At 43.7% G+C, this 12,378-nt stretch carries 6 protein-coding genes; all 6 read right to left on the reverse strand.

Annotation, left to right across the window (positions count from 1 at the left end):
* Positions 1–44 precede the first annotated feature (44 nt).
* The 6 genes from ACN0VA_RS10780 to ACN0VA_RS10805 all read right to left on the reverse strand — a co-directional run bounded on the left by ACN0VA_RS10780 (position 45) and on the right by ACN0VA_RS10805 (position 12,304).
* Positions 45–2,861, reverse strand: coding sequence for a radical SAM/SPASM domain-containing protein (locus tag ACN0VA_RS10780; RefSeq protein WP_417821156.1), 2,817 nt, complete (start codon positions 2,859–2,861; stop codon positions 45–47).
* 24 nt (positions 2,862–2,885) lie between these two features.
* Positions 2,886–4,892 carry an asparagine synthase (glutamine-hydrolyzing) gene (asnB, locus tag ACN0VA_RS10785; protein WP_417821157.1) on the reverse strand — a complete coding sequence of 669 codons (2,007 nt, stop codon included), beginning with the start codon at positions 4,890–4,892 and terminating at the stop codon, positions 2,886–2,888.
* Between the two features lie 44 nt (positions 4,893–4,936).
* The gene (locus ACN0VA_RS10790) at positions 4,937–7,111 is read right to left on the reverse strand and encodes a hypothetical protein (RefSeq protein ID WP_417821158.1); all 2,175 of its coding nucleotides are present in this window, start codon (positions 7,109–7,111) and stop codon (positions 4,937–4,939) included.
* A 265-nt stretch (positions 7,112–7,376) separates the two neighbouring features.
* Positions 7,377–8,561: a glycosyltransferase gene (locus tag ACN0VA_RS10795; protein ID WP_417821159.1), complete on the reverse strand. Its 1,185-nt coding sequence runs from the start codon at positions 8,559–8,561 to the stop codon at positions 7,377–7,379.
* Between the two features lie 15 nt (positions 8,562–8,576).
* On the reverse strand, positions 8,577–10,709 hold the full coding sequence (locus tag ACN0VA_RS10800) for a heparinase II/III domain-containing protein (protein ID WP_417821160.1): 2,133 nt from the start codon (positions 10,707–10,709) through the stop codon (positions 8,577–8,579).
* Positions 10,706–12,304: a glycosyltransferase family 4 protein gene (locus tag ACN0VA_RS10805; RefSeq protein WP_417821161.1), complete on the reverse strand. Its 1,599-nt coding sequence runs from the start codon at positions 12,302–12,304 to the stop codon at positions 10,706–10,708. Before ACN0VA_RS10805 ends, ACN0VA_RS10800 begins: the two co-directional genes overlap by 4 nt.
* Between the last annotated feature and the right edge of the window lie 74 nt (positions 12,305–12,378).

The raw sequence follows: 12,378 nt of genomic DNA on the forward strand, positions 1-12,378 counted from the left end.
TTTTCTATGCCCCCTAAGCATATGCCCCAAAAGAACGAAAAGATTTAACCACGTCGGGTGACATCATGCCATCCCCACTTACGCTTAAAACCACGCATAAGGAAAAGATGCACAAACAAATGGCATGGCCCATACAATGCAAGGGCAATCCCACGTCCACCCGGCACATTCCAAAGCGGTTTCCCAAAGATAGGAATGTGTAAAATACGTTGATAAATTTCATGCAGTGTAATCAGATAATCAAAATAAGGTGCCTGAAATGATTTCGTCATAGGACAGCGAGCACAAGGCGGCAATGGGTCTTTTCCATTAACTGTACGACGGAATTCCTGCGCAACTTTACTATTCCAGACTTCTTGGAAGCTTTGGAACAACAAGTTCCCCCATTGATATTTTGCCTGACTGGGACCTGTTGCGATACAACACACATCAATTCGACCATCAACGGAGAAGTTATTCAGATCCGTCCACGGTTTTTGGCAATAAAACCGTTCTTTCCCCCATAAGAAACGATGAAGCCAGCTTTGCTTGCCCGTATAATCCGGACCAGTAAAGGCCTGCGAGAAAGCCCCGGTTATATTGGACCAAGTACCCGAAATGCTATCGCCCAGTTTTTTAAAGAAACTAGGTTTGGCTACAGGCACTGCATCAGGTTGGGTGCCTTCACCAAGTTCATTGTTTTTGAAGGCAACCGAAGTTAGCGGCTTGCTTTCTTCCGCATCTTTTGATCCCCGTTTGGGCAAAGGTTCCAAAATGTCCAACCAATCCACAGAAGCCATTAATGGTTCCGTTTTGGATTTTTGGAACATAACCAATTGAACCCGTCTGTTATCGCCGGTATTCCATTCCAAAGCTGTATCATGGGAGCCTTTTTCAAATGTAAACTTCTGTTCCCACGAACTGAAGTCTTCCGACAAGACACCGATAACAAGTTCACCGCTTTCGACCTCAACTTTAAGCGGAATAGAAATCTGTTCGTTACGGAAGGTTTCAACAGAAAAATTCTTCAACAGATACGGACCCGGCTTACCATGCCATTCCAGAGAAACTTTGCTGCCTTCCCAATTCAAGCCCACGCCTTCAACCGACATTTCCCACTTTCCGGGATGCGGTAATTTAAACTCTTTACGCAATCCACGACCGGGAACGCGGAAACGTTCGACCGTCCATTCAGCCTTAAATTCACCTTCTGCATCACCGCCAAGCAAGGAGACAAACACACCATTTGTTCCATCCGGCAAATCAAGGGTGATTTCCAAAGATTGAGCCACGCCTTCCCCGACATCTTCCATAATATGTCTGGAGATCTCGGTGCCATTTGATCCTTTAAAGACCAATTGAACGGGCACGCCCTGATGAACATAGTCCAGTTTGAATTTAGGTTTCTCACCATTTAAAACCGGGATTAAAGGAAGCGTACACAGCTCTTCATCTTTCGCCGTCACTACGGCTGAAAGTTTCATCATATTTAAAAGGCTTTCCCCTGACACCTGATCTTTGAAATTCCAAAGATTTTCACGGGGCAACAAGAAACTATTCTCAAACCCTTTTGGACGTACCAAGCGATCAATCGGATCGGGGCGCACCGCACGAAATGCACTGGGGTCAATATAAAGAAGGCTGTTTTTAACACCGACTTTATTTTGATAATGCTCAACTTCCGCCAAGGCATCCTGCACATCATTTTCATAAGGCACCAAATCACGAAAATCTTCGTTCGCGCCCAATTCTGTTGCGATTTCAGACAAAGGCCGTAAGAAGATTTTGTCAACCTTCATATCCTGATCTGCCAATTTGATGAAATCGACTATTTCATGAATGCTATCGTTAGTAATTACAAACGATACAGAAATATGAGGCTCATCCATGAGCACGACATCGCGATTTTTCTTTGCAACGGTCAGTTTTGAAATGATATCCACAATATGATCAAAATTCTTCAAACGCATAACTTTTTTGTGCGTCTCAGCTGACGCCGCGTTCAAAGAAAAGTTAATAGATTCAAACCCTAATAAATCAGGAATTTGATCTTCGCGCAATACGGCGCCATTTGTAATCAAATACACTTTGGCGCTATTTTGGCGCAGGAGACTGTTTAATTCATCAAACTCGCGATAGAGTGTTGGTTCGCCATTACCCTCTAAACCAAACATACGTACAACTTTCGCGACAGGCGCAACCAGTTGGCGCAAACGATCCATCGGCAGTTGGCGTTTAATGACACCTGTACGGTTCACAGTAACCGAACAAAACTCGCATGATGCATTACATTGCCCCGTCGGGCAGAAAGACATAAACTGCGGTAAAGAAAGAACTTCTTCTTTATCAAAACGCATTTCCAACTGGGCAACCAGTCCATTAAACCAGCTATATTCACGACACCAATCATGGACTTTGCGTTTGACCGGCCCCCAATGCGGTAAATAGGTCGAGACTTCAGCCGCAATTCGTTCTTGCGCCTGATCGCCTTTAATAACTTCTACCGTGATATCCGACAGTTCGATATTTGACTGTTCCGTGTAAGTGTCGGGTTCAATCGCCAGATGGAACACGCCAGCACGTTCTGCATAAAAACTAATGCCGATTTCCTGCTCGCCCTCTTCCACAGCTGTTTTATATCGCAACCATTCTTTATTAGAAGAGCGACGGATACCAAACGTTACCCCTCCCGCACGTTTCGCATTATAGCGCAGAATGAACATATAGAGATAGCGTACCTCTAATTCAAAATCGGACGAAACGAACAGACGTTGCGTATCTTCTTCTTGAGCGCGCGCTGTCGCAGGAACAGGGTCCGTATCTAAAATTTCAGTCCAGGAACCTTGGATATCGCTCAACGCATTTGGGGAAATAGTTGTCATTATATTTTCAATATCTATTTTCTGTTAACCGGCAGACTCATTGGCAATCCAGCGTTCATGCCACATGACGGCATTCATAACGGTCCACAAATGGAAACCGTAATTAATCTTGCCATCAACCTGATTTTTCAACAAATCGCCGATATATTCGTTATCGAAATAGCCTTCTTTCTTGATTGTTGAATTTTCAAACATATCAAGACAACGTTTACCGAACCGTTCTTCCGTAAACCATTTATCCATCGGCGCACCAAATCCTTGTTTGCGACGATAGAGCAGGTCGTGATCAACATAAGGTTCAGCTGCTTTCTTAACCAGTTTTTTGCCAAGGCCGTCATCCAGCTTATAAGACGGCGGTAAGCGACGGGCAAAGTCTACCATATCATGGTCGAGGAACGGCACACGTGCTTCAATAGAATGCGCCATCGTCATCTTATCAACACGCATCAACAAATGTTCGGATAAACGCAACTTCATTTCCAAATAAGGAATTTGCTGGAGAATTTCCGGCTCCGTCAGTTTGCCGCTAAGCTTATCCAAATAGTGTCCAACAACTTTCGAGCTATCATATTCACGATGACTATCCGGCATCATCCCCTTTACGGGACAATTAACTTCTTGCTGAAACGGGCCTGTATTAGGCGTTAATTGGTCACGCATATCACCCCACCAACAAACCGCACCGCCCCAAAAAAGTTGCTGCCCGTTTTCAAAACGCTTTTTAATCAATTCATCTTCACCGTCATTCAAGGTCGGGATGAAGTTTTTGGTTTTACCAAGCAAGCGTTGTAAAAAAGATGTTCGACCGTTATCTCTCATGGGCCGATAAAGGTTTTCGTATTTTTGACGATAGTGATCACACCACCAGTAACCTAAAAAGTTTTCATCCGCACCTTCACCAACCTGCACAACAGTTGTTCCGCTATCGCGAACCAACTTAGACAGAAAGTACAAAGGAATACAAACGTTATCCGCAATCGGTTCATCTTGAATTTCAACCAAATTCGGCAAGAAATCCAAGGCTTCGTCAGAATTGATACGAACCTCATGATGATCGGTATTATAACGTTTTGATAGCTGTGTTGCATAATCATACTCATTGAACTCAGCATGTGTTTCATACCCAACGGTAAAGGTTTTAACTGGCTGATCCATCAACTCTGACATTAAGGCGACATTCAAACTGGAATCCACGCCCCCTGATAGTAAAACGCCAAACGGCACATCACTGACCATACGACGTGAAATAGACTGGCGCATCAAACGCAAGAATTCATCACTGGCTTCATCAAAGCTCAAATCTTTCTCGCGGAACATGTCTTTTTTGCTCGGCGCACAATCCCACCATTGCTGGGAAACTGCCTCACCCTGTGCATCAATCGTAACTCGCGTACCCGCAGGCAACTTGAAGATGTCCCTAAAAAGGGTCAAAGGCGCAGGTGCAACAATAAAAGTCAGGTAATGCCAGAATGCTGTTTTATCCATTTCGCGCGAGCGTTGAGGGTGCTCTAAAAGAGCACGAATTTCTGATCCAAAAATCCATTCCCCACTCGGGAGTTTAGAAATATAAAGCGGTTTGACACCAACGCGATCACGAATCAAATGAAGTTTGGGATTATTGATTTCACGTTGATCATAAATGGCAATAGCAAACATACCATAGAACTTATCCACACAGTCTACGCCCCACATCTCGTAGGCCCGTAAAATAACTTCGGTGTCTGAATGGTCCGTCTGCCAATTGATCTCACGTTTAGCAGAAATTTCCGCACGGATTTCAGCATGGTTGTAGATCTCGCCGTTAAAAACGATAACAATACTGCCGTCATCGTTTTTCATGGGTTGGCTAGCAGATGTACTTAGGTCGATAATAGAAAGTCTGCGGTGTGCAAGCGCGCATTTATTGCGCCCATCTCGCCAAGTATCTGCCCCGTCAGGCCCACGGTGCGTCATCCGATCACGCATCCGGTTAATTACTTCATCTGTCGCCGCTGCACCCTTAGGATGAAAAGATCCTACTAACCCACACACTCGTCAATACCTCATTTCATTAAATTTTGAAGCCCACAATTGCATTATTTCTTTTCGAAGGTCAAGTATTTCAACTTACCGTCTACAAAACAGGGCTCATCCTGATTAAATGCAACGATCCAAATTTCCAGATCTACATTTTCCTCCAGTATGAATTTCTTTTTTAGAAGCCCATCTGCTTTATCAAAAGGAAGCTGACAGACCCAGCTATTGTTAGGTTTATCTAATAAGCTAATGCAGATATCTCCCTTGAAAAGATCCGCAATAAAAGTGACCTCCCATTCTCCTGCCTCAAACTTACATGCCCCGACCAGCTCCACATTCTCGTATGCTAACTCTTTATGAGATATAAACGGATTTATTCCCATTAGCTCGGCATGCTGGGGGTCCGCACATAAGACAAGCTTGTTCGGTCTATAAACAGGCGGAATATATCGTTCCAGCTCCACGTTATGCAAAATGATTTCACATTTCTCGCGTTGTTCAGAATTTGCACCTGAAATCACAAAATCACACTCTTCACCATCAGCCAGATAAGCAACATCTTCGAGCTTGACATCCAAGGAATGAAAAACCTGTGACGAATTTAGTTGCTTTTGCCAAATCCACTTGTTGTGTTTTTTGGAAATAAATCCAACCGCAATATCACCTGAAAGAATCTCGACAGCTAAATCCAGTTTATAATTTGCATTAAAAAAACAGGTCGCCGTCGTACTGACAATCATCTCATTGCTGATATCTGAACTTGTTTTAAAAACTTGGTCTGACAAAACATTGGTATATTTTTTAAAGCCATCGTACTGTTTCTTCGGCAGCCATGCCCATATGCCGATGCTATTATCAGAAATACGTTCTTCATCTCTTTGGTCTTGAAGAATCAGATTTTTCTCCGTTATGAAACGTTCGAGAACAGTATCAAAACAGGAAAGCTTGACCTCTGGTAATTCGAAATCACAATAGCCGTTTTCCGCACTTGCAATTACAAAGCGGACAATCGTTTTTTCCTTAAACTCGAACCCAACATTGTGCTGACAGCGCGTCGCATCAATAGTTTCATTTTCAAGCCAAGCAAACTCGCTACCATCAAAATATTGTAGCCCAACACTCAATCGACCTGCTTTTATCTCAAACCGAGATGAAAGATTATAATTGCCCGCCGGTAGCATAAACGTATCGGAAACCAACAAATAAGTATCGCGTTCACCTTCTTCGATGAGCCAACTTTGTCGCGTTTTCACCCCTTCAACGCTGGGATAAAAGGATACTTTTTCATGCAAATCAATAAGTTGTCGCTCCATTCCTTTTTGTTCGTCTTCAAACGGAATAGCATCCAAATCTTCCCGCACTGTTTCTCGGAAATAGTTTGTCCATCCCTTCCCACAATTGCTGTATGTTGCAAACATCATCGTCTGGCCCAGCGTATCAGCAGACACAGATTGATAAATCGTCCCATCGGTAATGGAACGCAATTCAAATCGGTTTTTATCTGCAACCATCCCCAAGGCAAGTTCATCCCCAATACACAATGTATCGTGCAGCCACTTGCAATCAAAATCCACGCGTTTTTTAAGTTGCCCGGTATTCATATCCACCAGCCATAACGCCCCACCCGCGCTGTCTGTGAAATACATCGTCTTCGAAGAATTACCGAGAAAACGCCCCCCATGACATCCACGGAACCCTTCGACAATAGGATAGAGCTTGCCATGCGCGTCCAAGGAGGCAACCATCCCTTGAATCCAAAGCGTCACCAGCAAGGTGTCTGTCGCCCCTACCGTTTCCACCGCATTAACATGGCAGCGTTGCAAATCTGTTGGAATATAATGCTTAGAGAAATCTGCATCTTCCGGATAAGGAACGCCTTGTACAATTTGATGTCCAACAGGCCGCTTCTCCAACAATTCCTCAGTATCCAAATCAAAACGAAGAACCAGATCCCCCGGCGCGCAAGTCACCCAAACGGTATTTTTCTTCGCTTTGCACAACATATGCCCCCCGCACAACAGTGGGTGGCGAATTTCTTTAACCTTTACAAACCCCGGACCATATATTTCGAGACGGTCACTCCCCAAAACCACAAGGGAGTCTTGAATAAAGATGGCAGACTGAACTTTATAATCTGGCTCCAGTTTCCCTAGGAATTCTAATTGCGGTGTGCCATCAACGTCAGTCATTCCCCAAATCGAAAGATTACCGGTAAAATCGACAGCTGCTTTCATACTCGGCTGATCTTCATATCTAGACTGAGTTAAGTCCCCTCTCTCTCCAAAACGTTCATTTAAAACGTTAATGGAACACCTCTTATCATAAAAAGGACGAGAGGAATGACTAATAGCAATGCACTTCATAAAAATCACTCGGCAACGTTAGGGGTGCGGATAAATATCCGTAAATAACCAACTTATCCCGTTTTCTATTCCGTTCAAGCCTTCAAGACAAGTATAAAGGAATTTCTCCAGCCTCACAGGTCCGTTAGTGTAAACTTCAGCAGTCATACAACCGGTCTAACATCCGTTTTCTAACGACATTCCAACCTAAACTATTCCCCGTATCGTAAAGGCCTTTTTTCTTACACATCAACGCATCACCGAGTTTAGCAATAATATCTGCCGGTCTTTCATAAAAGAAAAGAGACTGATGTTCTTGTCTTAATGCTGTCAAACTTGGTAGCGGAGATGAGACAACAGGTAAATGGCACGCCATATATTCGTAAACTTTAATTGGATTAATCGCATTCACGAATGCCTCATTCTCGGCTAATCGAAAAGGTATTAAGCCCAAATCTGCATGTTGCAGGTAGGCTGGTATGCATTTGTGTGGCTTCATTCCTAAAAAGTGGAGATTGGGGAAACTAGCAACCCATTTTTTTAAATCCAAAGGACATTTATTACCCAAGCCAATAATAACAAACTGTACATTCGGCAAAGCCCTTGCCGCGGCCTCCATCGCCTCAAAATCAAACCATTCCCCAATCGTCCCGACATAGACAGCGATAGGACTATGCATTTGCGTATATTCTGTTGGGATCACTTGTGGTTTGGAAAAAAGCTCCAAATCAACACCATGTGGAATAAAGGTCGTTTTGCGCGCTCCCAGTGCTTGTACATATTCTTTAAGCTGATGCGAACTATACGTAACCAAATCAGCCTGCTGTGCCCCAAGGTATTCCAAACGACCATACTGAGACACCATATTGGGAAACGCATCCGTTAAATCTGTAATGCGTTGTATGATTTTCTGCGGATGTATCTTCGATAAAACGGGTAAGAAATAAGCGCAATCGAGTATCGCAAGCGTTGGGTCGTCAAATCCATTTTCTTTTAACAACTCAGTCAAATAGGCTGAAGATTGCGGCAAAATTTTGCGTAAAACCTGATAAAAGGTTCCTAACATCTTGCTTGAAGGTTGATTTTGCGGAGGTAACCATTCATTTGGTACATAGGCCCACAAACGGTCATCCATAAACCATTCTCCCCTTCCCTGCCCTAATGACTTCCGTTTTTGTGTTGTCTGCGAAGAAGAGAGAAGACTATGAAGGGGAGACAGAGGAACCGTTACAAAAGCGACTTTCCAGCCATCTTCAACAAAGGATTTAGCAAGAGCATGAGCAGAAATATGTATAGGACCTGACCAAAACTCCCATGTAAAAAAAACCACTGTCTTAGGCATCAACTATCACCACATCTATGCTTTTTCAGAAATAGACCAGCGCAAGCAATGTTGCTGCGTCAACGACAATGTAAAACAGGGTAAGAATTCGCCATATGTTGGTGAATACTCATCTCGTCCGATTTCAATGTTTGACGCATTCCCCTCAAACTGCAATAGAAAGTCCCCCATATCGATCAGAACTCCCTCTTTGCCTTTATTTTCAATCGTCAGAGAGAGGGGTAAAATCAAAAACACATAAACGGGTTCATGGCTGGAACTCTCACATTTGTCTTCAAATGATATTCTATCACCCTCTAAATGTACATAACGCGAAAACATCTCTCCATTCTGTTCGAACGATGCGTGTATTTCATTTTGATCACACGATTGAACAATGACTTTTGACGGATGCGAAATCTTAAATAATTCCTCGGTTCCCTGTCCGAAATAATGATTTACTTTTTTCTTACCCACCGGCCCATTGTGGAATGCCGCAGCGCGATGTTTATTACGCACTTTGGGCAAGGGTGTATAAACACCCGTTCCTGGCTGTATGATGAGTGGCTTATTTTTCCAGCTTAATTCGAAGGACAAGCAATCACAATGATCATGTCCACCATTACCATGCTGCCCCGTCGATGATACTTTAAACCAAAAACGATAATGCCTCCGGCGCCACGCATACAAACCAAAATCGGGAAATGCCTTATGCCCATCGTCCTCAATTGAGACAGATAGGTGTTCGCAGATTGCAATGCTCTGCAGATATTTTGCTTCAATGGTTTTGCCTTCAGCTTCAAATAAGCCTTGCCAAAACCCGATGTGACGAGACCAATCGGAAGGATTATCAAAGCACCCCTTTATATCGGGAATAAGCGGCAAACTCCTACCACCATCGTTATCTCCAAATTGAGGGGCAGCGCCGCCGTCATTCATTAACCACATAGAAAAGGGATAGCTTTGTCTTAAACGGGTTTTAGCAGATGCAATCTGCTCGGAGAATTGATGAAAAACACTCACGATCACATCACCACCCGGCATTCCCGAAGCTTGCTGAATAAAACGTTTAGGCAGAGTTTGCAATTCAGACTGATACTTGACTAAAACAGTCAGCCCCAAACAAGCAGCTTCACTCATTAATCGATGATAATACGTAGAACTTTCAAAATTCCCGCCCGTTTTTAAAAATTGTAAAGACGTCTCGTTCAGAAATGTTCCGGCACCATAAGCCAACCATTTCCCCTGCGACGGATGTCCCCGCAACGTTGCACCTGCAATTAAAAGCCCAAGACAATTAATATAGTAATGGTTCCCTCTAACAGAAGGATTCCATTCAATATGTTTTTCGATATATTGGGCATGATCTACCAAACGTGCGATAAATTCTTCATGCTCTGCCTTCGTGAATAACTCTTCCTCCCCCCGCAACAAATCATAGCAAACGACCCAACTGATCAAGCGAAGGGAAATATCCATAGGGCACGCCCAATTCACACCAAAACCCGGTGGGTTTGCCTGACAGAAATCAAAAATTTGATTTTTCATCTCTGCCAAAATTTCACGCTTCTGATTTTCATTTTCCAGAGTCAACGCATACAGCGCCATTGAGGGGAGATGTTGCATGCGGGATAATTCCCAGGGGTTTTTGACATCACTTCCTTCTGGAACACCGTATTCAATTTCTTGAGGGCGGATCAACCGAGGCCAAGACCAACCGCTACGTCGATCTCTATGCCAATCAATATAAGTGTAATCGGAATCAATGAAGGCGCGTAATCGCACGCAATCTCTTTCAAAAACCTTTAAATCTTCGTCAGGTTTTTTTTCGCAGGACAGTCTGATATTTTTCAACCCCGCCACACCCGCATTAAAATCAGCTGGCGCCACTCCTGCTCCTAATACCTGAAACTGATGGTTCATCCACAGTGCTACAGCGGACATCAAACATTTCTGATCTTCCTCAGGCAGGTGAAGGCATTCTTTCTTTTCGCTTAGCGGCCTGAATTGTACGCTATATTTGGACGGTGGCGTATAAGGGGAAACAAAACGATCATGCCAATCTGTCATAACTTTCTGCCATCGACGGGAAATAAAAAAACGCACCTTCCCTGGCAATTCATTAAGCGGTGTACGACGTACTTTTTTCAGCAAAGAAAACAATCTCATAATGCGACACGTCCGTTAAAGGCATCTAATATCTGTGCCACATGCGATTCCCAGCTATAATGCTCACAAGCAAGTCGTCGGGCATTTTTAGCCAGCTTCTCAGAAAGAGCATGATCCTGAACCAGCTTTAGCATTGCTTCGGCAAATGCCGTCGTATCCCCGGCAGGGACAGTCAACGCATGAACATCATTTTTCAGGATCTGACCAATTTGATCAAGATCAGATGCGACGATCGCACGACCTGATGCCATATACTCGAATAATTTAGTTGGCGATCCAAAAAATGCACTTCCGTCCTTATTACTGACATGCGGACTGAGCAAAACATCACATGCGGCGAGCGCGCTTGGAGCCTCATGCGCTTCTACTCTACCTGTAAAGATCATTTTATTTTTGCCAAAAGTTCGTGCTGATGCATCACGCTCGCAAGCTGTGCGCTCACTCCCATCTCCATAAAGCACCAATGTTGCAGGTGGCAACTCAAGTGCCTCCGCCATCATGCAATATTTTTCAAATATTTCAGGGAGCAACTTCGTTCCATGCCATGTTCCGAAACTGCCGATAAAACCAAAAACCGGCCCTTGGTCAAGCTCGTATTTTTCCTTGAAAGATGAAGCATCCACACCTGGATGAAAAACAGACGTATCAACACCATTTGGTACTGTCACAATTTTATCAAGGTCAACACCTCGATCAACGAGTTGCTGCGTCAAAACATCACTAATCGAAACAATAAGTTCAGCCTTTTCCAAAATCGTTTTTTCGATCTGGACAGCCAGCTTGCGATATTTCAGGGGCTCTCCCCAGTTATCTGTAATCCAAACTTCTGAACCATTATACTCCAGCACAAAGGGTATCTGAAGTTCTTGTGCGCCGCGAAAACCCGCAAAACTGTAGGCACCATGACGTTGATAAACTAACGCAGGCCGCTTCTCTTTCCATCGTTCCAACAAATGTTTCGACAATATCATATTATATTGTATTTGACGGACTTCCGGCTCGTTCAGAAATGTGTTGGGACAAGCCTGCACATGCAACGCGACATGTGATGAAATCAAATCAGGCCGATAACACAAATGAGCTTCCGTTTCCCTCCCGTGTACGATCAGTCCATTTAGAATTCCACGTGTGTGGCTTTCAGCGCCGCCTATCGCATGTGAGATATCTCCACGAACAAAGCTTACCCGGCCTTCCGTATTTTTTATTGTAGGGACCACCCTCTCGGTTTGTGCCAATTGAAAAAACAAATCCTGAGCTTGTTTGATGACTCGTTTTTTCTGAAAGCTTTCCATAAATAACAGAATGATGGCAAAACATGTTCCACGTAAACCTGGTATTTGTTTGCGACCACGCAAATCACATATCGCAAACGTTCCGCGACCAATGATATACAACAATGGGAAAAGCAACCCGGGACGAGGTAATTCATTTAAGTCCCGACAAACAAACTCAACAGGCTGATACCACCGAAATCGGCATGCCAAAGATATAAAGCTTTTCTTAAAGTCTCTCCAAGAAACTGCTCCTTCCCTCAAACCGGGCGGTGTATCAGGTCCGCAAATATAGATGGCCGTTTGTGGTTTGTGCAATTTCATCAGATACTCGAAATAAAAAAGGGTAATATAATTGGAAAAAACAATAAAAGTATTTTTATCCGCTAGCAGATATG

The sequence above is a fragment of the Terasakiella sp. genome, assembly GCF_048267425.1.
Classification (GTDB): Bacteria; Pseudomonadota; Alphaproteobacteria; order Rhodospirillales; family Terasakiellaceae; genus Terasakiella.

Coding starts and splice junctions, on each gene's coding strand:
- ACN0VA_RS10780 (WP_417821156.1), bottom strand. CDS start 2,861: ATGACAACTATTTCCCCAAATGCGTTGAGCGATATCCAAGGTTCCTGG.
- ACN0VA_RS10790 (WP_417821158.1), bottom strand. CDS start 7,111: ATGAAAGCAGCTGTCGATTTTACCGGTAATCTTTCGATTTGGGGAATG.
- ACN0VA_RS10795 (WP_417821159.1), bottom strand. CDS start 8,561: ATGCCTAAGACAGTGGTTTTTTTTACATGGGAGTTTTGGTCAGGTCCT.
- ACN0VA_RS10800 (WP_417821160.1), bottom strand. CDS start 10,709: ATGAGATTGTTTTCTTTGCTGAAAAAAGTACGTCGTACACCGCTTAAT.
- ACN0VA_RS10805 (WP_417821161.1), bottom strand. CDS start 12,304: ATGAAATTGCACAAACCACAAACGGCCATCTATATTTGCGGACCTGAT.